Source organism: Acidovorax sp. JMULE5 (assembly GCF_013376875.1).
GTDB lineage: Bacteria > Pseudomonadota > Gammaproteobacteria > Burkholderiales > Burkholderiaceae_C > Acidovorax > Acidovorax facilis.
Genome location: NZ_CP035951.1, coordinates 292873 through 315800 on the forward strand (window position 1 = coordinate 292873; position 22928 = coordinate 315800).

Genomic DNA, 22928 nt, shown 5'->3' on the forward strand with positions numbered 1-22928 from the left:
GTCCCCTTCCGCAACCCAAGGAGTTTTCCCATGTCCGATGCTTCCCGTGCTGATTCCCCTGTTGTTGTCCCTGAAGCCACTGGTGTGGCGCGCCGCTCGCTGCTCAAGGGCACGGCGGGCATCCTGGCCGCTGGCATGTTCCCGGCCGTGCATGCGCAAGAGAAGATCGTGCTGCGCTACTTGGGCACGGCGGTGAACCAGGACAAGGCGATTGCCGAGAAGTTCAAGGCCGACACCGGCATCGAGATCCAGTACGTGGCCGTGACCACAGACGACGTGACCAAGCGCGCCGTCACCGCGCCCAACAGCTTTGACCTGATCGACACCGAGTACTTCTCGCTCAAGAAGATCGTGCCCACGGGCAACCTCAAGGGCATCGATACCAAGAAGATCAAGAACGCCGACAAGATCACCACGCTGTTCACCACCGGCATGGTGGCGGGCAAGGCCGTGGGCGACCAGGGCACCGCGCCCAAGAAAGTGATCTACCTGGAAGGTGAGAAGTCCAAGAAATTCGCGACTGCGCCCACGCAGTTCATGAGCCTGATCCCCACCGTGTACAACGCCGACACCCTGGGCATCCGCCCCGATTTGATCAAGCGCCCCATCAACTCCTGGGCCGAGCTGCTCAACCCTGAGTTCAAGGGCAAGACCGCGATCCTGAATATTCCTTCGATCGGCATCATGGACGCCGCCATGGTGGTCGAGGCCATGGGCATCTACAAGTACCCCGACAAGGGCAACATGACCAAGAAGGAGATTGACCTCACGATCAAGACCCTGATCGAAGCCAAGAAGCAGGGCCAGTTCCGCGCGCTGTGGAAGGACTTCAACGAGTCGGTCAATCTCATGGCATCGGGCGAGGTGGTGATCCAGTCGATGTGGAGCCCGGCTGTGACGGCCGTGCGCACCAAGGGCATCGCCTGCAACTTCCAGCCCTTGAAGGAAGGCTATCGCGCCTGGGCTGCAGGGTTTGGCCTGCCCGCCACGCTGAGCGGCCGCAAGCTCGATGGCGCTTACGAGTTCATCAACTGGTTCCTCGATGGCTGGGCCGGTGCCTACCTGAACCGCCAGGGCTACTACAGCGCAGTGCTGGAGACCGCCAAGTCCAAGATGGAAGCCTACGAGTGGGCCTACTGGATGGAAGGCAAGCCTGCCACGCAGGACATCAAGAGCCCCAATGGCGATGTGCTGGCCAAGGCTGGCGCGGTGCGCGACGGCGGCAGCTACGAGTCGCGCATGGGCGGCATCGCTTGCTGGAACGCGCTGATGGATGAGAACAACTACATGGTCCAAAAATGGAATGAGTTCGTGGCGGCGTAGAGGTTGCACCCCCTGAGGCGCTGCGCGCCTTCCCCCTCTCTCGACCCGCTGCGCGGGTCGGGAGGGGGACGCCCCCGGTGCGGCGGGGCGGCCCTTGCACGAGGGCACTGGCCTTTGGCCGCGCCAGTTTCAAGGATTGAGATGAAACGCCGAGCTGCGGATACCTGATACCGATTGTTTGCAAACACCATGAGCACGATCACCACACCGTCCTTACCTGCTGCCGCCGTTCCTGGCCGCCGCATTGCCGCCTGGTGGCAGGCTGCGCCTTTCACGCTGGTGTTTGGGCTGTTCTTCCTGATTCCGCTGGCGCTGATCGTGATGGTCAGCTTCTGGGACTTCAACGAGTACGAGTTGCTGCCCGGCTTCACGCTCAAGAACTACGTGTCGATCTTCGCGGGCTGTGGCGATGCGTCGGACGGCCTGTGCGTCACGCTCAAGACGTATTACTCCACGCTCAAGTTCAGTTTTCTGGTGTGGCTCATCACGCTGGTGATCGGCTTCACCGTGGCCTATTTTTTGGCCTTCCATGTGCGCTCCTCGGGCATGCAAACGCTGCTGTTCGTGCTGTGCACGATTCCGTTCTGGACATCCAATGTGATCCGGATGATTTCGTGGGTGCCGCTGCTGGGGCGCAACGGCTTGGTGAACCAAACCTTGGTGGGCATGAACCTCATCGAGACGCCCATCGAGTGGCTGCTGTTCTCGGACTTCTCGGTGGTGCTGGCCTTTGTGCACCTCTACACCATGTTCATGATCGTGCCCATCTTCAACAGCATGATGCGCATCGACCGCAGCCTGATCGAAGCCGCCAGCGACAGTGGCGCGAGTGGCTGGCAGACGCTGTGGAACGTGATTGTTCCGCTCTCGCGCACTGGCATCATCATCGGCTCGATCTTTGTCATCACCATCGTCATGGGCGACTTCGTGACCATCGGGGTGATGGGCGGCCAGCAGATCGCGTCGATTGGCAAGATCATCCAGGTGCAGACGTCTTACCTGCAGTTTCCGTTGGCAGCGGCCAATGCCGTGATCCTGCTGGCCGTGGTGCTGATGATCATCTGGGGCCTCACGCGCCTCGTCGACATTCGCAAGGAGCTGTGAGATGAAAGTCCGTGAATCTCGTCCCGCCAGCTTCTGGCCCCTGGCCATCTTTTTTGCGCTGTTCGTGCTGTTCATGTACGGCCCCATGTTCGTCATCTTCATCCTGAGCTTCCAGGGCCCCGAGGGCGGGCTGACCTTCCCCATGCGCGGCGTGTCGCTGCACTGGTTCACCAAGCTGGCCGAAGGGTTGGGCGTGGTGGACATCGGCGCTGCGCTGTGGCGCTCGCTGGGCCTGGGCCTGGCGGTGATGTTGTGCACGGTGGTGCTGTCGGTGTTGGCCGGGCTGGCGTTCCGCAAGCGGCTGCCCGGTGGCAACACGCTGTTCTTCATCGTGGTGGCCAGCCTCATCATGCCGTCCATCATCGTCTCGCTGGGCATCGGGCTGGAGTTCCGGCTCATCGACAACGGCATCAAGGCCGCGCTGGAGTGGATGGGCTTGGAGAGCACGCTGGAGGGTTATGGCACCTCGCTGGGCCTGTTCACCTCGGCCCTCGGTGCGCACCTGACCTGGACCTTGCCGTTCGGCCTGCTCATCATGTTTGCCGTGTTCAACCGCTTCAACCCCGCGTACGAAGAGGCGGCGCGCGACCTGGGTGCCACGCCCTGGCAGGGCTTTGCGCACGTGGTGCTGCCGTTGATTGCGCCCTCGGTGGTGGGCATTGGCATGTTCGGCTTCACGCTCAGCTGGGATGAGATTGCCCGCACCTCGCAGGCCATTGGCGACGTGAACACGCTTCCGCTGGAGCTGCAGGGCCTCACCAGCACGGTGACCACTCCCTCCATCTACGCACTGGGAACGCTGACCACCGTGGTCTCCTTCGTTGTCATGGGTATCACGCTGGCGCTGGTGTGGGCCTTGGGCCGCAGGCGCAAGGGCCGCACGGGTTAAAAACGGCACCCTTATGACGACCACTATTCCCAGGCCTCGGCGCGCACGCGCTGCAGCCACCGCACCGACTGTTGCGCCCGAGGCCCCAGGCCAGCTCAGCGACAACGACATGTACGACCGCATGGTCTCGGCCATCCTCGATCACCGCCTGCCCCCCGGCACCAAACTGGTGGAGGACAAGCTGGCGGCTGCCTTTGGCGTGTCGCGCACGCGGGTGCGGCCTGTGCTGGTGCGGCTGGCCAACGAGCAGGTCGTTACGCTCACACCCAACCGGGGCGCATCCATTGCCCAGCCCACGCCGCAAGAGGCGCTGGAAGTCTTTGAAGCCCGCCGCCTGCTGGAGCCGCGCCTGGTGGAGCTGTTCATTGCCAACGCCACCGACGCCGACATCGCCGCGCTGCGCACCTGCATCGACGACGAAGAGGCCGCCCGCGCCAGTGGCGACATGCGCCGTGCCATCCGCCTGTCGGGCGACTTTCACCTGCACATCGCGCAGGCGGCCGGGCACCAGACGCTGGGGCGCATCCTGCGCGAGCTGGTGTCGCGCACATCGCTCATCCTGATGACCTACAGCCCCAGTCACGCGCGCGAACGCGAAGAGGCCACCGCCTGCGGTTGCCGCGAGCACCGTGCGTTGATTGATGCGATCCGCCTACGCGATGCGCGCGAGGCCGCGCGCCTCATGCTGACGCATTTGGCACGCATTGAAACTCAGCTGGAGTTCACGCCACTGGCTGCCGACGCGCCCGACCTGGCGCAATTGCTGGGAGCCTGAATCCTGCCACCTTGTTATGCGCCAACTGCTCGTCATCAACCCCAATACATCGGCCAGCGTCAGCGCCTTGCTTCAGCGGCATGTGCAGGCTGCTGCGGGCTTGCATGTAGCGGTGCGCACAGCCACGGCGCGTTTCGGCGCCCCCTACATCGCCTGCGAGGCCAGCTATGCAGTGGCGGCCCACGCCGCGCTGGATGCCTGGGCGAATGAACTGTCACAACACCAGCCGCAGCCTGATGCCGTGCTGATAGGCTGTTTTGGCGACCCGGGCCTCATGGCGCTGCGCGAAAGCAGCCCCGTGCCTGTGACTGGGCTGGCCGAAGCATCTTTCATCGAAGCCGCTCGCCACGGGCGCTATGCCATCGTTACGGGCGGCGAGCGCTGGGGGCCCATGCTGCAGCGCCTGGCACAGGCGCTGGGCCACGCGCACGCGCTGGCTGGAATCCACACCGTGGCACCCACCGGCGCTCAGCTGGCCGCCGATCCCGAAGCCGCCCGCACGCTGCTCGCCCAGGCCTGCCGTGACGTGGTGCGGCAAATGGGTGTGCAGGCCGTCATCCTGGGCGGGGCGGGGCTGGCCGGCATGGCTGCTCTGGTGCAGCCGCAGGTGACGGTACCGGTGATCGATAGTGTGGTGGCTGGTGCCACCTGGGCGCTGCGTGCGCACCCCGTGCCTCCAGAGCGCAAAGTGCCTGGATTCGATGTGGCGTGGGCAGGGGTGTCGGGGGAGATGGCAGCGCTGGGAGTGGCCGGGGTGGTTTGACCCGGGGTGGTGGAAAGTCTAGTATTACGTTTGTAATTACTAGGAGGTTTTCCATGCACATGCTCAAGCTCACCCAGATCGGAAACTCTGTGGGCGTTGTCCTGCCCAAAGAAGCCCTGGCGCGCCTGAAGCTAAGCAAAGGCGAATCGATCTTTCTTACGGAAACGCCCGAAGGCTATGCCTTGACACCCTACGACCCCACCCTCGAAGAGGAAATCAAGGCCGGCCGTGAGTTCATGCACGACTTTCGGGATACCTTTCATCAGCTGGCCAAATGAGCTGGCGCTGGGTTAGCAAGCAGGCGCTGGTTCTGCTCCACGGCGAGAGCCTGGCCACTCATGGCGGGCGCGAAGGCATGCGGGATGAAGGTTTGCTGGAGTCCGCCCTGATGCGGCCGCAGAACATTGTGGCTTATGCGGATGCCGACAATCCCCCAGACGCGGCCGCCTTGGCAGCGAGCTATGGTGTGGGCTTGGCCAAGAACCATCCTTTCGTGGATGGCAACAAGCGGGCGGCCTTTTTGGCAGTAGGCTTGTTCCTTTACCTCAATGGCTTGCGTTTGCAGGCCAACCAGACGGACGCCACGTTGACCATGCTCGCTGTCGCCGCAGGCGACATCACCGAAGAGGCCTTCGCCGCCTGGCTGCGGGATCACGCCGCCGCTCGTTGATGTCAATTTGAAGGATTTTTGAGCTCCTGCACTTATCTCGCAAGTGCTGGTAGCTATGAAAATAGAAGTAATCTGCGCTCAAGGCGCCAACGTCTTCGGCTGGTAGTCGCAATACTTGCTCACCGCACACTCCCAGCAGCGCGGCTTGCGTGCCTGGCACACGTAGCGGCCGTGCAGGATGAGCCAGTGGTGCGAATCCACCGCATACTCGGCGGGTACGCGCTTCATCAGCTGCATTTCCACCGCCAGCGGGTTCTTGCCGGGAGCAAGGCCCGTGCGGTTGCTCACCCGAAAGATGTGCGTGTCCACCGCCATGGTCGGCTCGCCGAAGGCCACGTTCAGCACCACATTGGCCGTCTTGCGGCCCACACCGGGCAGGGCTTCCAGGGCTTCGCGCGTGCGCGGCACCTGGCCCCCATGCTGCTCCACCAGAATGCGGCAGGTCTCCATCAGGTTCTTGGCCTTGGTGCGGTACAGGCCGATGGTCTTGACATAGCCTTCCAGTCGCTCAAGCCCCAGGTCCAGGATGGCCTGCGGCGTGCCCGCCACCGGGAACAGCTTGCGCGTGGCCTTGTTCACGCCCACGTCCGTGGCCTGGGCCGACAGCAGCACGGCAGCCAGCAGTTCGAACGGCGTCGTGTATTCGAGCTCCGTGTTGGGCATGGGGTTGGCGGCCTTCAAGGTGGCAAAGAAAGGCTCGATGTCAGACGTCTTCATGGGGGCGGGGTGGGTCGTTTATGTACTGCGGCATGCGGGGCTGCGCCCGCGCCTGCATCGTTTTCGCGAGGGTTAGAACGAACTGCCTCAGTGGGTGCGCTGCACCGCCAGGCACAGCCAGCAGGGGAACGCGCCGGTGGCGGGGTTGACGGCAAAGTCTTCGTCGTAGACCTCGATGGCGGGCCGGAGGGCAGCTTCCCAGCCTGCGGGGATCTGGCCCGGGGCCATCATGCTGGCCCAGGCTGCGCCAATCTCCGGCCCGGTACCGACGAAACGCAGGCAGGCGTAGTCGCCACTGGCAAAGTCCTGGATCATGGCCTCCGTGCCGGTGCGCAGCCCCACGCCCACCTGCACGCAGGCGTCGTAGCGGCATTGTGCGGGCGGGGTGCATGCGGGGTTGTCCAGGCTGATGCCGTAGTACTTGGGGCGTGGCTCGCTCAAACGATTTGCTTCGCACCAGCGGCCGAACCGCTCCCAAAGTTGCGTGAGCGATGGGCCATATGGGCCTGTCTGGCGCATATAGGCAAGGCGCATGCGGGGCAACTGACGGATTTTGAGGGGCATAGTTAGTCTCGGTAGTTGTGCGGTCGGCCAGGTTTTTGCCCCTGCAGTCTAAGCCGCAGGAAACCTGCACGGCAATTGGCGACAATGCGCAATCCTTTGCCAATCATCTTCCGTCCACGCCATGCAATTTGCCGACCGCCTGAACAACGTAGAAACCTCCGCCATCCGTGAGCTTTTCAAGCTGCTGGGCAAGCCCGGCATAATCAGCTTTGCGGGCGGCTTCCCCGACAGCGCGATGTTCGACGTGGAAGGCATCCGCGCTGCCAGCAACGCCGCCTTGGCCGAAGAACCCGGCGCCGCGCTGCAATACGGCGCGACCGAAGGCTACAACCCGTTGCGCGAGCAACTGGCGGCCTTCATGGCCAGCAAGGGCGCGAAGGACGTGGCCGCCGACAACCTCATCGTCACCACCGGCAGCCAGCAGGCGCTGGACCTGCTGGGCAAGACGCTCATCAGCCCCGGCGACAAGGTCATCGTCGAAGGCCCCACCTTCCTGGCCACCATCCAGTGCTTTCGCCTCTACGGTGCCGAACTCATCAGTGCGCCCATCGACGGCAACGGCGTGAAGACCGACGAGCTGGAAAAGCTCATCGCCGAGCACAAGCCGAAATTCGTCTACCTGATCCCCACCTTCGGCAACCCCAGCGGTGCCATGCTCAGCCTGGAGCGCCGAAAGGCCGTGCTGGAGATGGCTGTCAAGCACAACACGCTGATCGTCGAAGACGATCCTTATGGCGACCTGTACTTTGGCGACGCGCCACCCCCCAGCCTGCTCAACCTGTCGGCCACCGTGCCCGGCGGCCGCGATCTGCTGGTGCACTGCGGCAGCTTGAGCAAGGTGCTGTCGCCCGGCCTGCGCGTGGGCTGGATGATCGCCCCAGCCGAGCTGCTGGGCAAGGCCACCATGTGCAAGCAGTTCAGCGACGCGCACACCAGCACCTTTGCCCAGGCTACGGCCGCGCAGTACCTCAAGGCCGGCCGCATGCCTGGCACGCTGGCCAACGTGCGCAAGGTGTACGCCGAGCGCGCCCAGGCCATGGGCGATGCGCTGCGCAAGGAGCTGGGGGACGCCATCGAGTTTGTGCAGCCCCAGGGCGGCTTGTTTGTGTGGGCGCGCCTCACCGGCGCAGGCGGCAAGGTAGCTGACGGCAACGTGCTGGCCAAGCGCGCCATTGAAAAGGGCGTGGCCTTTGTGCCCGGCACGCCGTTTTTCTGCGCTAACCCTGACCACGCCACGTTCCGCCTGTCGTTCGCCACGGCCGATGTGGACAAGATCCGCGAAGGCGTGGCGCGCCTGGGCCAGGCGATCTGACGCCTCCATGTCCGACACCAACGATCTCGCCAACGTTCTCCAGCGTCTCGAAAGCCTGGAGATCAAGGCCAGCTTTACCGAAGACCTGCTGGACCAGCTGAACATGACCATCTACCAGCAGCAGCAACTGATCGACCGGTTGACGCACGAGGTCATCCAGCTGCGCCAGCAGGCGCCCGAGGGTGGCTCGAACGGCCCGCGCAACCTGCGCGACGAGCTGCCGCCGCATTACTGATCTAGAGATCTAGGCTTTCACGGACCGCCAAGCCGCGTCCGCCAGCTCTGCGCGGTACATCGTGGGCGAGGGCAGGCCGCCCTGGCCTGCATTGCCTGACAGCCACGCCCTGCAATAGCTCTGCACCGGCCCCATCACTAGCGAAGGCATCAGCTCGCACGGCAGGTTGCGCAACGCGCCCGACCGGCGGTGGGGCTCGAACCAGGCCACCAGGGCCTGATTGCGGCGCCGCGCTGCCTCGGCCAGGTCGGGCGTTAGCGGGCCCGCGGCCACGGCGCCCCGGGCCTGGAACAGAAAACGCGCCCGCTCGGGCTGCGCCACCACCCAGTCCAGATAGCCGGTGACCAGGGCCAACACGCCCGCCTCCACGCCCTGGGCGGCATCGAGCTGCGCCTGCACGCTGCGCGACTGGTCGTGAAAGATGTCAAAGAACAGTGCCGCCACGATGCCGTCGCGGTTGCCAAAGTGGTGATAGATGCTGCCCACGCTGGCCCCGCAGCGCGCACGCACGCCGTCGATGGTCACCGCGTCCACGCCGCCTTCGGCCGCACAGGCGAGGGCGGCGTTCAGGATGTCCTGGCGGCGGTCGGTGATGGCCTCGGCAGGGGCTGTGGAGGGGTTGGGGGTGATTCGGCTTGCCATGGAAGTAGATTCTAGAATAAAGTTCTAGAAAAACCTTCTACTCCCACGAGACACCATGTATTCCTCCGCCACCGCCGCGCCAGCACCTGGTGCTTCCACGCTGCCCAACCCCGGCGCCGCCCTGTATCCGCACCTGCTCGCGCCGCTCGACCTGGGCTTTACCACCCTCAAGAACCGCGTGCTCATGGGCTCCATGCACACGGGACTGGAGGACGGACGCGACCTCTCGCGCATGGCGGCGTACTTTCGCGAACGGGCCGAGGGTGACGTGGGGCTGATCGTGACGGGCGGCTTTGCGCCCAACATCGCGGGTTGGGCCAAGCCGTTTGCGGGCACGCTGGCGACCTCGGGCGCCGCCAAACGCCACCGCGTGGTGACGGACGCGGTGCATGGCGCGGGCGGCAAGATCGCGCTGCAGATCCTGCACACGGGCCGCTACGCCTACCACCCACTGGCAGTGGCGCCCTCGCGCCTGCAGTCGCCCATCTCGCCATTCACACCATTTGCGCTGTCGGCTCGCGGGGTGGAGCGCCAGATCCGCGCGTTTGTGAACTGCGCCATGAAGGCGCGCGAGGCAGGCTATGACGGCGTGGAGGTGATGGGCTCCGAAGGCTATTTCATCAACCAGTTCCTCTCGCAAACCACCAACCTGCGCACCGATGCCTGGGGCGGTGACTACAGCCACCGCATGCGCTTGCCGGTGGAGATCCTGGCCCGCATGCGCGAGGCCGTGGGGCCGGACTTCATCATCATCTACCGCCTGTCGATGATCGACTTGGTGCCCGACGGCAGTGCGTGGGACGAGATCGTGACTTTGGGCAAGGCCGTGGCTACGGGCGGGGCCAACATCGTCAACACCGGCATCGGCTGGCACGAGGCGCGGGTGCCCACTATTGCCACCAGCGTGCCGCGCGCAGCGTTTGCCTGGGTCACGCAGAAGATGAAAGCCGAGTTTGCGGCGGCGGGCATTGCCACGCCGCTGGTCACCTCCAACCGCATCAACACGCCCGAGGTGGCCGAGCAGGTGCTGGCCGATGGCTGCGCCGACATGGTGTCGATGGCGCGCCCGCTGCTGGCCGATGCGGCGTTTGTGAAGAAGGCTGCGCAAGGCCGGGCCGACCGCATCAACACCTGCATCGCCTGCAACCAAGCGTGCCTGGACCATGTGTTCCAGAACAAGACCAGCAGCTGTCTGGTGAACCCGCGCGCTTGCCACGAGACCGTACTGGTGTACCGCCCGGTTTCTTCGCGCAAGCGCATCGCCGTGGTGGGCGCGGGGCCTGCGGGCCTGACCGCCGCCACCGTGGCCGCCGAACGCGGGCACGAGGTGCATCTGTTCGACGCCGCGCCCGCCATCGGTGGTCAGCTCAACATGGCCAAGGTGATTCCGGGCAAGGAAGAGTTCCACGAAATGCTGCGCTACCTGGCCACGCGGGTGGAGGACACAGGCGTGCAATTGCACCTGAACCAGCGCGTGTTGGCCACCGACCTGGCGGGCTATGACGAGGTGGTGATTGCCACTGGTGTGGAGCCACGCGACCCGAAGATCCCCGGCCAGGATCACCCCAAGGTGCTGAGCTACGTCGACGTGCTGCGCCATGGCAAGCCGGTGGGCGAGCGCGTGGCCATCATCGGCGCGGGCGGCATCGGATTTGACGTGGCGGAATTCTTGACACATGGCGACCACCCTTCCACCACGCTCGATCTGCCCGCCTGGAAGGCCGAGTGGGGCATCACCGACCCGGCCGAGGCGCGCGGTGGTCTGGCGCCCAGCGGCCCGCGCGTCACCCCCCCCGCACGGCAGGTCACGCTGCTGCAGCGCAAGAAGGGCAAGCTGGGCGGCGGCCTGGGCAAGACCACGGGCTGGATCCACCGCACCACGCTCAAGATGAAACAGGTGCAGATGGTGAGCGGCGTGAACTACGAGCGCATTGCCGACGAGGGCCTGCTGGTGTCGTACGGCGACAAGCGCGAAGACCCCACATGGATTGCGTGCGATACCGTGGTGCTGTGCGCCGGGCAGGTGCCCCTTTTCAGTCTGGCGCAGGAGCTGGAGGCGGCGGGCCACAAGCCGCACCGGATTGGTGGCGCGCTGGAAGCGGGCGAGCTGGATGCCAAGCGTGCTATCGACCAGGCGGCGAGGCTGGCGGCGCGTTTGTGAGGTGAGTGCGGCCAGAATCTTAGCAAAATTGGCCGCTAGCGCTTGATGGGTAAGCGCTAGAAGCTATTATTTTGATAGTAGATAGCTGCTACCGGCTACGCACCCGGCTGCGTGGCAGAGCCCTCCAGCGCGTTGAACACCCGCAGCGCTGCCCACGCATCGTTGGCTGCGTAGACCAGTTGGGCCTCAGTCAGCCGGGCGTTGGCCCAGTTCGATGTCGCGGCTTTTTTGGACTTGATGAAGCGCTTGTTGAACAGCACGGCCACGGCGCCTTTCACGCCCATGTCTTTGCGGTAACCACGCTGTCGGAACACGGTGTTGAGCTCCAGCACATCGGCTGGTTGCACGCCCAGTTTGTGCTGGATGCGTTTGGTGTCATCCCCCAGCCCAAAGCCCGCCTTGGTCACGCCGCGCAGGGCCAGCAGCTCGGCCACGCGGGCACGGCAACCGGGGTCGTGCAGCTGGAACACCCAGGCGGTTTCCAGCGTGGCCAGCTGCACGATGTGGGGCCCGTCGGACTGTTCGCCCTGCACAAAGGTGGGTTTGGATTCGGTGTCGAACCCCCAGGCGCTGGCCGCTGCCAGGGCGTCACAGGCCTTGTCGGCCTGTTCTGGGGTGGCAACGAGGCTGATGCGGTCCGTGCCCAGGCGCTCGAAAGGTTCCAGCAGGGCGATCTGGTCTTTGTCGGGGGTGCTGCGGTGGGCGGTGCGCGAAGGCGGGTGGGGGCGCGGGGAAGGGGGAGATACCGTCATGGGCCCATTGTGCCGTGCCAGCTTGGGAACCCCGCTGTGCCCCGCGATGGGGGTACGGCGCGTTTACTGTAGCCACCGCTCTCAGCGCTTGCCCGCTTTGCGCAGGCGGGGCATGTCGGCAATGTGGGTCAAGGCCTTTTCGCAGTCAGCCACCGTCAACGCCTGCCGTGCAGTCAGCCAGCCCACGCCAAACCAGGCCTGCGGGTTCGTGGCAGCGATATCGCTGTACAGCGCGCGGGCCACACGTTCATCGCCAAGCCGGCCCAGAGCTGTCAGCGCAGGCTGCAGGCTGGCGAGGAACGATTCCCCATCGGCGTCCAGCGCAGGCGCGACAAATTCCGTCAGGTAGCGCAAACGCTTCAGGCGCTTGCGCAGGCGGTGTTGTTCCTCCACCGGCAGGGCGGCAAAGTCTTGGGAGCCGTGGCGCACCTTGGCGTGCAGGCGGCGCAATCGCTTTTGCAGCAGGCGCCGGGTTTCCTTCGCGTCCAGGGCTTCTTCTGCGACCGCCGGCGGTGCATCCCCGCCCTGGGCCGTGAACGCCATGAGGGCGATCAACGCTGCCTGGAACGCTGGCATGTGCACGATGGCTGCGGCGGATGGGGCCGGGGCGTGCCCCGCCGCCACAATCACATCCAGGGCAGGCGCACCCGCATCGCGCAGATCGGCAACGATGGACTGCAGGGCTTGGCCCTGGTCGCGCAGTTGGCCCAGGCGCTGGAACACCTCCACCAGCGGCGGCTCCCAGGCGGGGTCGAATGCGCCGGGTGCCAACGGCGCCAACTCGCGCAAGGCGGTGCGTAAGCGGCGGATGCCGATGCGCAACTGGTGCACATGCTCTTCATCGCCCCCGCCTTCGACGATCTCGCTGGCGTTGGCCAGGATCTGGTGGAGGCAATGGGCCACTGCCGCGCGCTGCAACGCGCGCCCGTTCAGGAAGTGCTTTGGGAGGCCACTGGCCTTCATCGGGGTGGCCTTGGTGGCGGGCCGAGCCCACTGCGGGGCCAGCAGACGCTCGCCTCGCTCAGCCTTGGACACCGTGCTCAGGAACAGAACATGCCGTGTGGCCCACCGGGTGGCGATGGCCACCAGGCCCGCCAGCGGGCCGGCCTTGAGTTCCAGCTCCAGCTCGCAGATGCGGGCCTCTTTCTGGTGCGGCGTGCCGCGATGGGCGATGACCCGGCCGGTGTCCAGAGCCAACTCCACCACACCGCCCTTGAAGGCGATGTCCCGTGTCACGCGGTCCATCTCGGTGCCGTAGGTTTCGGTCAGAGGGCCGCTGGCTGCTTGCAGAGCACCCAGCAGCCGTGTGCCCGCCACGGTGCCTGCGTGCAACTCAGGCTGGGGCTCTGGGGCGGGGCCTGTGGCGTGGGCTTGGCCCCGGTCCACGTTGTGCTCCTCGCGGTCCAGCGGTCCGTTGCCCAGGGCCTTGACGGTTTGCACCCACTGGTCGCCCTCGCGGCGCAGCCGAAAAGCAATGCCACGCGACGACAGCGCTGCATCGGGCGTATCGAAGTAGCGGGCCTCCATACGGATGTGCGCGTGCGTGCCCCTGCGCGCCGCGGCCTGCACTGCAGCCAGGCGCTCTGGGGGGATGCAGAACTTGAACTCGATTTCCATGAAGACGGCGTCTGGTGGTGGGGGCGGCAGAGCCTGCCGGTGAAAGATCAATAGAAATCCCAGTGATTGATTTTAAAGGCGAAAACCATGAGTGCCGGATTATTGCTGCAAGGGCGCGGACGATGAAATTAGGCTCATGCCCAGCGGAGTGCCATTTTTATCGCGGATGGAGGTAATTGCCTTGAAAGCCGATGCCTGAACCCGGTCTGGTAATCGAACAAAATTATTTTCATGAACGAGGGTATCGCCATTGAGAAACGACCAGATAATGAATTTGAGGGCCAGGGTGGTTTGCTCTGGATTTTGAGTGACTTTGGGGAACACCACAAACGTGCCCATGGTGATGGGCCACACGGCTTTGCCGGGTTTTTGTGTCAGCGTATTGTGGAAGGCCCCGGTGGCTGGCCACTCGCTGTTGGCCAGTGCGGATTTGAAAGCGTCGATGGAGGGTTTCACAAAAACACCTTCGGCATTTTTCATCTGCACCGATGCCAGGCCATATTCGGTCACGTACCCAAAATCCACATAACCGATGGCACCCGCCGTGTCGCGCACACCCTTGGCCACCCCATCGCTCCCCTTGAAGGCCAGAAATCCTTCGGGCCATTGGATGCTGGTCTTGGCCCCGTGGGAAGCCTTCCATTTCGGGCTGACCTTGCCCAGGTAATCGGCGAAGTTGTAGGTGGTGCCCGAGCCGTCGGCACGCACCACCACCTTGATGGGCATGTCGGGCAGCAGAGTTTCGGGGTTCAGCGCGGTGATCTCGGGGGCATTCCAGCGGCTGATTTCGCCCAGGAAGATGCGGCTGAGCACCTCGCCCGTCAGGCGCAGCTGTGCGTTTTGGACTTTGGGCAGGTTGACGATGGGGCTGATGCCGGTGATGGCCACGGGCAGCGCGAGCAAGCCGTGTTCGATGAGGTCCTTGTCAGGCGGGTAGACATCGGTGGCGCCGAAGCCCACGGCCTGTTGCTGGATCTTTTTCATGCCTGCGCTGGAGCCCACCGGGTCGTAGTCCACCCTGGAACCGGTGGCTCTGGCGTAGGCCTTGGCCCAGCTGCGGTAGATGGGGGCTGCGGCCGACGAGCCTGCGCCCGTTACGGCTTGTGCCCTGGCCTGGTCCGCCTGTAGCAGTGCAAGTGCCAGCATGAATACGGTATAGATATATTTCATGGATTTTTGTGTGTTGGTTTTAATTAATAAGGATGTGGCTGTGAAATTCTGACCATGGGCCTATGCCCGGCAGGGGCATTAGAGTGATTTATGAAGTCTCAGCTTGTCAATGCGGCGCCGATTTTAACCACTGGAATGAATGGGGAATGTTTATCCCATCGTCATTATTTTGTCACTTGAAACAATTAGTATCAGCCGCGGAAGGCGTGCACCTTGCTGGCAAGGCGTGCGCGCCAGCTGCTGCGGTGGCAATGACCCCGGCTGCCCACCCAGTGAACCTTCATGAGAGATTCAGATGCTTCAAAAAATCAAGATTGGCACCCGGCTGGCGCTGGCGTTTGCAGTGCTTTTGTTGCTGATTTCTGCCCTGGCTGCGGGAGGCATCAGCGGTGCCAAGCGCCTGACCGAGCGCAGCGCGGCGCTGTATGGTGACCGCACGGTGCCTCTGGGCGTGCTGGCAGAGATCAGCCACCTGACGCAGCGCAACCGGGTGCTGGTGATGGACATGCTGATGGACCCGGGTACCAGCAACCTGCAGGCCAGCCACGCCGCGTTGACTGCCAACGTGGAGCGCATCCACACGCTGTGGACGGCGTATTCCGGCAAGGCGCTGGTTGCTGAGGAGCAAGGTCTGGCGCAGGCCTTTGCCGATGCCAATGCCACCTACCTGGACAAGGGTCTCATCCCGGCTGCCTCGGCACTGGTGGCAGGCAAGTACGACGATGGTTCCGAGCTTTATATCAACCAGATCCGCCCCAATGCGGCCAAGGTGCAGGACGCCATCGAGAAGCTGGTAGCCCTGCAGATCAACGTGGCGGCGGCAGAGTTTGCCGGCGCACGGGAGATGAGCAACACCATTCACTGGTGGATGCTGGCGGCCACCGGGCTGGCCCTGGTGGCGGGCGCTGCGATGGCGTGGGTCATCACCCGCTCCATCTCGCGCCCTTTGCGCCAGGCGGTGGTGCTGGCCCGCACGGTGGCGGGTGGCGATCTGAGCGCACAGATCGATGTGCGCGGCACGGATGAAACCGCAGAATTGCTGGGCGCCCTGCGGGAGATGAACCATCAGCTGGTGCGCGTGATCACCGAGGTGCGCTCCAGCACCGAGACGGTGGCGCAGGAGGCCGTGCTGATTGCGGGCGGCACCGAAGACCTGGCGCGCCGTACCGAGGTGCAGGCGTCCAATCTCCAGGAGACGGCCGCCTCGATGGAGCAGCTCACCATCACCGTGCAACACAACACGGACAACGCCCACCGCGCCACCGAGCTGGCCCAAGAGGCCGCCAAGGTGGCCAACGAGGGCGGTAGCGTGATGCGCGACGTGATCACCACCATGCAGGAGATCAGCGTGCAGTCGCAAAAGGTCACCGACATCATCAAGGTGATTGATGACATCGCGTTCCAGACCAACCTGCTGGCCCTCAATGCGGCGGTGGAGGCGGCCCGCGCAGGTGAGCAGGGACGCGGCTTTGCCGTGGTGGCGGGCGAGGTGCGTGGACTGTCCCAGCGCAGCAGCACGGCCGCCCGCGAGATTCGGGGCCTGATTGCTGCCAGTGTGCGCGGCGTGGAGCGCGGGTCCACCCTGGTGGGCCAGGCGGGCGAGCGGGTGGCCAGCACTGTGCAGCGTGTGGACGAGGTGATGGAACTCATCAGCGAGATCAAGGATGCGGGGCAGGAGCAGGCCCGCGGCATTGCGCAGATCGGCGAAGCCGTGCGGCAGCTGGACGCCGCCACGCAGAAAAATGCCGCGCTGGTGGACGACAGTTCGTCGGCATCCACCGGCATGAAGAACCAGGTCCGGCGCCTGCTGGAGGTCGTTCACCAGTTCAGGCTGGCGCCTGACGGCGCTGGTGATGCCTTCGAAGGAGGCTACCGAGGTACGCAGCCGCTGCCTGCCCTGCCAGCAGGGGTTTCATCCCCCAAGCAATTGTCCCTGGCACCGCGCTGACTGGACGCACAGGACCGGTGCGGTGCAGGTCATCAGATTCTTTTGCTGTGGGGAAGATGCTCCATGAACCGCACAGATGTCCTCATCGCCATTGCCGAAATTGCGCGGACGGGCGGTGCCTCTGCGCCCGAAGACGCCATCTCGCAGCTGGCCGTGATCATCGATGGCCTGGAGCTGTCGAGCAGCGGCTCTGAACAGGTGATGGAGATGCTGCTGCGGATTGCCGCCTGCCTGTGGAACCTGCAGCAGGAACGCATGCGTTGGTAAGGCGCAGCCGCTGATAGGTTACTCGGCTACTTGACCATTCGGCTGTTCGCCCAAGGGTTCCAGCGAAGCGATCTGGTCGCGCCCCTGGTTTTTGGCCAGGTACAGAGCCTGGTCGGCGCGGTCGAGCATGTCGCGCAGGCTGCGGTCTGCCTGGCGGAAGGTGCTCAGGCCCAGGCTGGCCGTGATGCCGTAGGCGTGGCCTGCCTCGTCGCTCAGCTGCAGGGCGCGAACGCCGTGCAGGATGCGTTTCGCCACTTCCAGGCCCTCGTCCATGCTGGTCAGCGGTAGCAGCACGCCAAACTCTTCGCCACCCAGTCGGCCCACAGCGTCGCTGGCGCGCAGTTGGTTTTTGACGGCCTGTGCAAACGCCACCAGGGCACGGTCGCCTTCCAGGTGGCCAAAACGGTCGTTGATGGATTTGAAATGGTCCAGGTCCAGCATCAGCAGCGTGAGCGGCTCGCCATTGCTGCGCGAATGGGCATACACCGACTCGGCGCATTCCAGAAAAGCACGGCGGTTGGCCATGCCGGTCAGCATGTCGGTGGTGGCCAGGCGCTGAAGCTCGCGCTCCAGGTTCTTGCGCTGCGTCACGTCGCGGTAAATGCCCTCCACCCCCGCGAAATTACCAGCATGGTCGTACAAGGCGTGGCTGCTGATGGAGATGTCGATCACGGTGCCGTCGCGCCGCACCATCTGGCCCGGGAAATCCGACACCTCGCCATGCTCCATGATGGCGGCCTTGAACGCGTCGCGGTCAGTGCTTTGCGGGTAGTACGACTCGGCCGTGCGGCCCTCGATTTCGTTGGGTTCGTAGCCCAGCACCCGCCGAACCCCCGGGCCCACATGCTGCACGATGCCCAAGGCGTCGGTGCGGTAGTAGACGTCCTGCATGTTCTCAAAAAGGCGACGGAAGCTCTGCTCGCTCTCGCGCAGCTGGGCCTCGATCTCGCTCTGGTGGGTCATGTCCAGACCACACATCAGCACGGCGGGGGCTCCGTTCCATTCCACAGCTACGCTGCTGATGAGCACCATGCGCAGGTTGCCCTGCAGTGTGCGGATGCGAAATTCAGACGATTTGTTGGGCCGCCCGCCCTGTTCGGGCACAGCGACCTGCTGGATGCGGTTGGTAGAACGCACCTGGTCCATGGGATGCACAAAATCGCCCGAGAGGCGGCCTATCAGGCTATCGGTGCTGGGCGCTTCCAGCAGCGCCATGCTGGCAGCGTTGGCAAAGCGGATGGCGCCCTCCTGCGTGACGAGCACGGCCGCTGGCAGTGTGTGCAGCAGACGGAGGTCGTGGAACATCGGGCTTGGCAGTAACCAAAAGTAATGCACCATTGTGGCACTGGGGTGCCCGGCTGGGAATCCATATCTGTCACAGGCGGTACCATCACCCATGAGAAAAACTTTCCAACTCCATGTTGAAGGCAAGAACCGGGACCGCGTTCTGGATGCCGTCAAGCACGAAATCCGCAAGTACATCAAGCGCGAACGGCGCCGCGACCTGCCCGAAGGCTCCGATTTTTGGGACTTTGACTGCCAGTTTGGCCGCACCAAGGAAGACGCCACCGTGGCGCACCTGTCGGCCTTGACCGGGCTGATCAACGGCGTGGCCGCCGAGGGCGGTGCGCAGTTCTATGTCGAGATCCTGGCGAAGCCCGCCAAACGCACGCCACGGGCGCCGGGGGAGCCGCAAGGCGCTGATGAGGATGGTATGGACGAGGGCGACGAAGAGGTCTGAAACTCAGGCTGCTTGGGCGGCCGCCCTTCACAGCTCTTCCAAAGGCTCCTTTCAGGAGCCTTTTTTATGGGCGGCGGGGGGCGATTCCGTAGCTGCCGCTGCTGCTGCGCGCAGTTTGTCCTTTTTGCTGGGCCGCTTGCCCTTGATGCCGCCAGTGCCCTGGGGATCTGTGGATGACGCGGGCGCAGGGGCCTCGGTGGGTTCAAACCCCGCAATGTGTTCGCGTGGGATGGTGAGGTGCTGGCGTTTTTCAATGAGGCGGAAATGTGCTTCGGCATCGGCCGTCACAAAGCTCACGGCCACACCGCTCTCGCCCGCGCGGCCCGTGCGGCCGATGCGGTGCACATAGTCCACGGCCGAGCGTGGCAGGTCGTAATTGACCACCGCAGGCAACTGCGCAATGTCGATGCCGCGTGCGGCCAGGTCGGTGGTCACCACCACTTGCCAGCGTTCATCCTTGAACTCCTGCAGCACCTGTTTGCGCGCGCCCTGGCTCAGGCCGCCGTGGAAGGGCGTGGCAAAGACCCCCGCTTTGTAGAGCTTTTCGGCCACATGCTCGGCAGCGTATTGCGTGGCTACAAACACCAGCACGCGCGACCAGTTGTGTTCCTTGACCAGATGGCGCAGCAGCTGGGTGCGGCGCACGGCGTCCACCGCAATGGCCCGTTGCTCGATGGCCGGTTCGTTGCCCGGCGTGTGGGGCACCTCCACGCGCAACGGGTTGTCCAGCAGGCCATCGGCCAGCGCTTGCACGGCGGCAGGGAAGGTGGCCGAGAAGAACAGGTTCTGCCGCTGCGCAGGCAGCAGCGCCAGCACGCGCTGCAGTTCTTCGGCAAAGCCCAGGTCCAGCAGGCGGTCGGCCTCGTCCAGCACCAGGTGCGCCACGGCCGACAGGCGCAGCGCGTTGTGGTCTACCAGGTCCAGCAGGCGGCCCGGCGTGGCCACCACAATGTCTGCGCCGCCACGCAGGCCCAGCATTTGCGGGTTGATCGAGACGCCGCCGAACACAATGGCCACTTTCAGCGGCTGCTGCAGGTGCTGTGCCAGGCTGCGCAGCACCTCGCCCACCTGGGCGGCCAGCTCGCGCGTGGGCACCAGCACCAGGGCGCGCACCCGGCGTGGGCCGCCGGTGGCACTCAGCTGCAGCTGCTGCAGCAAGGGCAGGGCAAAAGCGGCTGTCTTGCCCGAACCCGTCTGGGCGGCTCCCAGCAGGTCAGCCCCCTGCAGGATGGCCGGGATGGCCCTCGCCTGGATGGGCGTGGGCGCTACAAAACCCGCTTTTTCCGCAGCGTGGACAAGGGCAGGGGACAGACCGAGGGAGGCAAAGGGCATGGAGGCAGCGCTGGAGCGGCGTTGACAGAAAGGGCCGTACGGCAGCGCGAAACGGGAAAGGAGATGGGGATTGTCGCCGCAGTTGCCGTTTCGGCTCCTGTGCGCCTCGAGGCCATGGTATGCCGGGCCGGACTGCGGGCCCTGCTAAGGTGCATCGCGCAGATAATTGAGGCCACCGGCGTCCCGCCGGTTTTCCCTTTTTTTGTGCCATGGCCCTCACCCTTGACTCCTCTGCCATCACCCACGGCATCCAGCTGGCGGTGGCCCCCGTGTTTTTGCTCACGGCCGTGTCCGGCATGATCGGCGCCGTCGCGGGCCGACTGGCCCGCATCATCGACCGGGCCCGCGTGGTGGAAGACCGCGCCCGTGCCAACACCGAGCCCGACTTTCTGGCCCGTGCCTACAACGAGCTGGCCGACCTGCGGCTGCGTGGGCGGCTGGCGAACGGCTGCATCGGGCTGCTCACGTTCTGTGCGTTCCTGATCGGCATCACCATCATCCTGCTGTTCCTCGGCGAGACCACCAACTTCCAATCCAATCGGCTGGCCGTGGCGGGCTTTCTGGCGGGGGTGGCGTCGTTTTTGCTGGCGCTGGTGTGTTTCTTGACCGAGACCCTGCTGGCCACCCGGCTGCTCAACTTCCACATGCTGCAGCAAGAGGTGGAAGGGAAAAAACCATGAAGTCGTTGGCTGACCTGGGCGGCCTGGTGTATTCCACCGAGTCCGGCCGCATGTGCCCCGGCTGCCGCCAGCCCGTGGCGCAGTGCACCTGCCATCAGAACAAACCTTTGCCCACCGGAGATGGCATCGTGCGGGTGTCGCGTGAAACCAAGGGCCGGGGCGGCAAGGCTGTGACCCTGGTCAAGGGCGTGCTGGTGGACGCTGTTGCACTGGAGCAGCTGGGCAAGCAGCTCAAAGCCGCCTGCGGCAGCGGTGGCACGGTGAAGGACGGCGTGATTGAAGTGCAGGGCGACCATGTGGAGCGCGTGATGGCCGCCCTGCAGAAGCTGGGCCACAAGGTCAAGCGGGCAGGCGGCTGAGGAGGGCTGTCCGATGGACTCGGAAAAATTGCAGCGCCTGGTCACCACCGAGATGCCCTACGGCAAATACAAAGGCACGCTGCTGGCCGATCTGCCCGGCAACTACCTGAACTGGTTTGCACGTGAGGGCTTTCCCAAAGGCGAGCTGGGGCAATTGCTGGCGCTGATGCACGAGATTGACCACAATGGGCTCTCGGATCTGCTCAAGCCGTTGCGAGGGGCCGGTGCTGCAGAGGTCTGATCCGCAAGTCACCTGCTGTGCCCGGTTGATCCGGGTGCTTGTGCCTTGTCGGGTGCAGGCCACAGTCCACTGGAGCGCCACAGCATGGTGACGATCATCGCCAGCGCAATCAGCAGCGGGCGCACCACGCCGGCGTCCAGCTGCCCGTTGGTCGCGGCCTGCAAAGGGCCGACCACGTAGCGCAGCATTTCGGGCAGGGCCGCGAGTAGCACGGCGCCCAACACCACTCCAGGGATATGGCCCATGCCCCCAAACACCACCATGGCCACGATGAGCACGGACTCGTTCAGGCTGAAGGCTTCGGGCGAAACAAAGCCCTGGAAAGCAGCAAACATGGCACCGGTGATTCCGCCAAAGCTGGCCCCCACGCCAAAAGCCAGCAGCTTGAGATTGCGGGTATTGATGCCCATGGACCGCGCGGCAGTCTCGTCGTCGCGGATGGCCATCCAAGCCCGGCCAATGCGTGAATCCTGAAGGCGCTGGCAAATCACGATGGTGATCAGCACCAGAGTCAGGAACAGGTAGTAGTAGAGGGTGACGGAGGCTACTTCGTGGCCTGCTACGACCAGGGGCTGGCCCAGGTCCACTCCCAGGATGCGGACCGGGTCAATCAGCCCCAGGCCCTGGGCGCCGTGGGTGATGTTGACCGGGTGGCCCAGGTTGATGACCAGCAGGCGCACGATCTCGCCAAAGCCCAGCGTGACCACCGCCAGATAGTCGCCGCGCAGCTTCAGCGTAGGCGCCCCCAGCAGCATGCCCAGGATGGCGGCCAGCGCCGCTCCCAGCGGGATGGTCACCCACCAGGGGGTGTGCAGCCCTTTCGGGAACAGCGCCGCGATCCAGGCAAAGTGGTCGGTCAGGTGCGGTGAGGTCAGCAGCGCGAACAGGTAGGCGCCCAGGGCGTAGAAGGCGACGTAGCCCAGGTCCAGCAGGCCCGCATAGCCCACCACGACGTTCAGGCCCAGCGCCAGCATCACGTACAGCAGGCTGGTGTCTGCGACACGCACCCAGTGGTGTCCGAGGCTTTGCAGCACCAGGGGCAGCAGGAGCAGTATGGCTGCCAGGACTGCGCGCCTGGCATGCCGTGCGGAGAGCGTTTTCATGGGCAAGGGTGGGTGATGGCGCGGTGCATGAAGCGCCATTGGCCCTGCAGGGCGGCGGGCACCTCGGTGCCTTCGTAGGCTGCACAGTCGGTAAAGCCGTGGGCTTCGTACAGACGGTGCGCGGCCTGCATGAACAAGGCGGTGTCCAGGCAGATGCGGGTGTATCCCCAAAGACGGGCGTCGGCGAGCAGCCTGCGCAGTGCGGACGACCCGAGCTGCATGCCCCGGTAGGCAGGGCGGACATACAGGCGCTTGATCTCGGCGGTGTCGCCGCCCAGGCTGCGTAGGCCGCACATGCCGGCGGCTTCGCCATCTACCTCCATCAGATAGAAAACGCTGCCCGGTGTGCGCCCGGCGCAGAGCGCCTGAATCACGTCGGCGTTGCCTTCAGTGTGGGGCTGTCCCGCATCGCGGGTGGGAAGGGCGGGAAAGCTCCGCGCCATCTCGCCGTATACCCAGGCCAGGTATTCAGCTTGCAGGCCAAGCAGCGAATCGTGGACGGCACAGGGACTGCAGACTGCGGCGCGAATGAACAACGGAGTGGGCATGGTGCGGTTTTTATG

The 22928-nt window shown here is 64.6% G+C and carries 26 protein-coding genes; 16 read left to right on the forward strand and 10 right to left on the reverse strand.

Annotated elements, in window-relative coordinates; translation table 11 throughout:
• The first annotated feature begins 30 nt into the window (after positions 1–30).
• The 7 genes from EXV95_RS01430 to EXV95_RS01460 all read left to right on the forward strand — a co-directional run bounded on the left by EXV95_RS01430 (position 31) and on the right by EXV95_RS01460 (position 5524).
• Positions 31–1323 carry a PotD/PotF family extracellular solute-binding protein gene (locus tag EXV95_RS01430; protein WP_176885539.1) on the forward strand — a complete coding sequence of 431 codons (1293 nt, stop codon included), beginning with the start codon at positions 31–33 and terminating at the stop codon, positions 1321–1323.
• A gap of 189 nt (positions 1324–1512) precedes the next feature.
• Complete coding sequence (locus EXV95_RS01435) at positions 1513–2427, forward strand: ABC transporter permease (protein WP_176885540.1); 915 nt, start codon at positions 1513–1515, stop codon at positions 2425–2427.
• 1 nt (position 2428) lies between these two features.
• Positions 2429–3316 carry an ABC transporter permease gene (locus EXV95_RS01440; protein ID WP_176885541.1) on the forward strand — a complete coding sequence of 296 codons (888 nt, stop codon included), beginning with the start codon at positions 2429–2431 and terminating at the stop codon, positions 3314–3316.
• Positions 3317–3329: 13 nt separating this feature from the next.
• The gene (locus EXV95_RS01445; RefSeq protein WP_176885542.1) at positions 3330–4091 is read left to right on the forward strand and encodes a GntR family transcriptional regulator; all 762 of its coding nucleotides are present in this window, start codon (positions 3330–3332) and stop codon (positions 4089–4091) included.
• Between the two features lie 16 nt (positions 4092–4107).
• A complete protein-coding gene (locus EXV95_RS01450; protein WP_176885543.1) occupies positions 4108–4854 on the forward strand; it encodes an aspartate/glutamate racemase family protein in 747 nt (248 codons plus the stop codon).
• Between the two features lie 53 nt (positions 4855–4907).
• A complete protein-coding gene (locus tag EXV95_RS01455; RefSeq protein ID WP_176885544.1) occupies positions 4908–5132 on the forward strand; it encodes an AbrB/MazE/SpoVT family DNA-binding domain-containing protein in 225 nt (74 codons plus the stop codon).
• Positions 5129–5524, forward strand: a complete 396-nt coding sequence (locus EXV95_RS01460; RefSeq protein WP_176885545.1) for a type II toxin-antitoxin system death-on-curing family toxin — start codon at positions 5129–5131, stop codon at positions 5522–5524. The genes EXV95_RS01455 and EXV95_RS01460 overlap by 4 nt, the downstream gene beginning before the upstream one ends.
• A gap of 78 nt (positions 5525–5602) precedes the next feature.
• Here EXV95_RS01460 and nth read toward each other — a convergent pair whose 3' ends face one another.
• Both nth and EXV95_RS01470 read right to left on the reverse strand, forming a co-directional pair.
• Positions 5603–6241, reverse strand: a complete 639-nt coding sequence (nth, locus tag EXV95_RS01465) for an endonuclease III (protein ID WP_176885546.1) — start codon at positions 6239–6241, stop codon at positions 5603–5605.
• Between the two features lie 87 nt (positions 6242–6328).
• Complete coding sequence (locus EXV95_RS01470) at positions 6329–6805, reverse strand: GyrI-like domain-containing protein (protein WP_176885547.1); 477 nt, start codon at positions 6803–6805, stop codon at positions 6329–6331.
• A gap of 121 nt (positions 6806–6926) precedes the next feature.
• Between EXV95_RS01470 and EXV95_RS01475 the strand changes: the two genes are divergently transcribed.
• Both EXV95_RS01475 and EXV95_RS01480 read left to right on the forward strand, forming a co-directional pair.
• Complete coding sequence (locus EXV95_RS01475) at positions 6927–8117, forward strand: PLP-dependent aminotransferase family protein (protein WP_176885548.1); 1191 nt, start codon at positions 6927–6929, stop codon at positions 8115–8117.
• A 7-nt stretch (positions 8118–8124) separates the two neighbouring features.
• The gene (locus EXV95_RS01480; RefSeq protein WP_008906148.1) at positions 8125–8352 is read left to right on the forward strand and encodes a SlyX family protein; all 228 of its coding nucleotides are present in this window, start codon (positions 8125–8127) and stop codon (positions 8350–8352) included.
• A gap of 9 nt (positions 8353–8361) precedes the next feature.
• Here the strand turns inward: EXV95_RS01480 and EXV95_RS01485 are convergent, their stop codons facing one another.
• Positions 8362–8994: a TetR/AcrR family transcriptional regulator gene (locus EXV95_RS01485; protein ID WP_176885549.1), complete on the reverse strand. Its 633-nt coding sequence runs from the start codon at positions 8992–8994 to the stop codon at positions 8362–8364.
• Positions 8995–9049: 55 nt separating this feature from the next.
• Between EXV95_RS01485 and EXV95_RS01490 the strand changes: the two genes are divergently transcribed.
• Positions 9050–11155, forward strand: coding sequence for an NADPH-dependent 2,4-dienoyl-CoA reductase (locus EXV95_RS01490; RefSeq protein WP_255484878.1), 2106 nt, complete (start codon positions 9050–9052; stop codon positions 11153–11155).
• Positions 11156–11250: 95 nt separating this feature from the next.
• Here the strand turns inward: EXV95_RS01490 and EXV95_RS01495 are convergent, their stop codons facing one another.
• The 3 genes from EXV95_RS01495 to pstS all read right to left on the reverse strand — a co-directional run bounded on the left by EXV95_RS01495 (position 11251) and on the right by pstS (position 14694).
• Entirely contained in the window at positions 11251–11907 is a 657-nt protein-coding gene (locus tag EXV95_RS01495; protein WP_176885550.1) for a 3'-5' exonuclease, read from the reverse strand.
• 81 nt (positions 11908–11988) lie between these two features.
• Positions 11989–13524, reverse strand: a complete 1536-nt coding sequence (locus tag EXV95_RS01500) for a CYTH and CHAD domain-containing protein (RefSeq protein ID WP_176885551.1) — start codon at positions 13522–13524, stop codon at positions 11989–11991.
• A gap of 99 nt (positions 13525–13623) precedes the next feature.
• Entirely contained in the window at positions 13624–14694 is a 1071-nt protein-coding gene (gene pstS / locus EXV95_RS01505; protein WP_176885552.1) for a phosphate ABC transporter substrate-binding protein PstS, read from the reverse strand.
• 295 nt (positions 14695–14989) lie between these two features.
• On the opposite strand from pstS, the gene EXV95_RS01510 reads away from it, so the two are divergent.
• Positions 14990–16642, forward strand: a complete 1653-nt coding sequence (locus EXV95_RS01510) for a methyl-accepting chemotaxis protein (RefSeq protein ID WP_176885553.1) — start codon at positions 14990–14992, stop codon at positions 16640–16642.
• 63 nt (positions 16643–16705) lie between these two features.
• A complete protein-coding gene (locus EXV95_RS01515) occupies positions 16706–16909 on the forward strand; it encodes a hypothetical protein (protein ID WP_055402288.1) in 204 nt (67 codons plus the stop codon).
• Between the two features lie 18 nt (positions 16910–16927).
• Here EXV95_RS01515 and EXV95_RS01520 read toward each other — a convergent pair whose 3' ends face one another.
• Positions 16928–18214, reverse strand: a complete 1287-nt coding sequence (locus EXV95_RS01520; RefSeq protein ID WP_176885554.1) for a sensor domain-containing diguanylate cyclase — start codon at positions 18212–18214, stop codon at positions 16928–16930.
• Positions 18215–18305: 91 nt separating this feature from the next.
• Between EXV95_RS01520 and EXV95_RS01525 the strand changes: the two genes are divergently transcribed.
• Positions 18306–18650: a DUF6172 family protein gene (locus EXV95_RS01525; RefSeq protein ID WP_176885555.1), complete on the forward strand. Its 345-nt coding sequence runs from the start codon at positions 18306–18308 to the stop codon at positions 18648–18650.
• Positions 18651–18701: 51 nt separating this feature from the next.
• Here the strand turns inward: EXV95_RS01525 and EXV95_RS01530 are convergent, their stop codons facing one another.
• Positions 18702–19982 carry a DEAD/DEAH box helicase gene (locus EXV95_RS01530; protein WP_176885556.1) on the reverse strand — a complete coding sequence of 427 codons (1281 nt, stop codon included), beginning with the start codon at positions 19980–19982 and terminating at the stop codon, positions 18702–18704.
• Positions 19983–20191: 209 nt separating this feature from the next.
• Here EXV95_RS01530 and EXV95_RS01535 point away from each other — a divergent pair, with 209 nt between their 5' ends.
• The 3 genes from EXV95_RS01535 to EXV95_RS01545 are packed head-to-tail and all read left to right on the forward strand — an operon-like array spanning position 20192 to position 21262.
• Positions 20192–20662 (forward strand): DUF2721 domain-containing protein, encoded by a 471-nt coding sequence (locus EXV95_RS01535; protein WP_176885557.1) that lies wholly within the window; start codon positions 20192–20194, stop codon positions 20660–20662.
• Positions 20659–21021 (forward strand): translation initiation factor Sui1, encoded by a 363-nt coding sequence (locus tag EXV95_RS01540; protein ID WP_176885558.1) that lies wholly within the window; start codon positions 20659–20661, stop codon positions 21019–21021. Before EXV95_RS01535 ends, EXV95_RS01540 begins: the two co-directional genes overlap by 4 nt.
• Positions 21022–21034: 13 nt before the next feature.
• A complete protein-coding gene (locus EXV95_RS01545; RefSeq protein ID WP_055402300.1) occupies positions 21035–21262 on the forward strand; it encodes a DUF3820 family protein in 228 nt (75 codons plus the stop codon).
• 8 nt (positions 21263–21270) lie between these two features.
• Here the strand turns inward: EXV95_RS01545 and EXV95_RS01550 are convergent, their stop codons facing one another.
• A complete protein-coding gene (locus tag EXV95_RS01550) occupies positions 21271–22365 on the reverse strand; it encodes a branched-chain amino acid ABC transporter permease (RefSeq protein WP_176885559.1) in 1095 nt (364 codons plus the stop codon).
• Complete coding sequence (locus EXV95_RS01555; RefSeq protein WP_176885560.1) at positions 22362–22913, reverse strand: GNAT family N-acetyltransferase; 552 nt, start codon at positions 22911–22913, stop codon at positions 22362–22364. Before EXV95_RS01555 ends, EXV95_RS01550 begins: the two co-directional genes overlap by 4 nt.
• Between the last annotated feature and the right edge of the window lie 15 nt (positions 22914–22928).